Annotated in this window: 1 protein-coding gene; it reads left to right on the forward strand. The window is 37.7% G+C overall.

Annotation, left to right across the window (positions count from 1 at the left end; all coding sequences use genetic code 11):
- Positions 1-72 precede the first annotated feature (72 nt).
- Positions 73-989 (forward strand): hypothetical protein (locus tag B4C08_RS10375; protein WP_296665133.1); only part of this gene is annotated, 917 nt, incomplete at its 3' end.

The raw sequence follows: 989 nt of genomic DNA on the forward strand, positions 1-989 counted from the left end.
ATGATTTATAATAATAAAGCCGATAATTTAATAAGATTTTTTTAATGCAAATTTCTTAAAAGGGGATTCTACATGAGCGAAACACCAGAAAACAAAAGTGAACTCGATGAATACGGTGTATGGATAAAAAGCCCTGCGCCAGCTGAAAAAAATGACAAAACACAAGCGCAGAATCCAGTAGAACTGCCAGATGATTTTTCACTAGACAACATAGAAATTTCAGAAATTCCCCTTGAACAGAGCATTGGAGAAGACTTAGAAAAATCCGTGGACATAGAGCCAGAAGAAACTCCAGCTGTAGAAGATACGGAACTTCCAACAAACGAAGAAACTGCCATTGCAGATGAAATTTCCAAGTTAAACAGCTTTGACAATTTTGACATAGACCTTCCAGAAGAACAAAAGACATCTGAAACAGAAGAAATTCCAACAGAGCCAAAAGCAGAAGAAGCTGAAAAAGCTCCCGAGCCATCCGCAGAAATCCCAGACGGTGAAATAGACTTAGATTCATTTTTAGACAGCAGTTCAGACGCTCCAGCACAGGATGACGAAGTTGATTTAAGCGCGTTCATGGGAGGAGATTCAGGAAGCTCACCAGACTTTGGAGATGGAGACATTGACCTTGACGCTTTTATGGACGGAGCATCTTTTGAAGGCGAAAAAGAGGAACAGGCAGAAATTGAAGAAGCTGATCCGCTTGACATTGACTTAGACTTTGAAGAGCCAGTTCTTGAAGGAAGCGACGCAGAAGCCCAGGAAAACGAAGCTGAAGATAATACAGAAGATTTCGATTCCCTTTTTGAGAATTTATCTGATGAAATTTCTGATACTTTTGGATATAAAACACAACAAATATTATCGAGCCTAAAAAATGGACAACAAATGGTTTTAGATAAAGGAAATCTCCATTATTTAGCAAGAAATAACAATGGCAAAATCGAAATTATATCTAAAATTCCAATGGAAGTAGATTTTAATATTCCATTATC

The organism is Treponema sp. UBA753 (assembly GCF_002297325.1).
In the GTDB taxonomy this organism is placed as follows: Bacteria; Spirochaetota; Spirochaetia; order Treponematales; family Treponemataceae; genus Treponema_D.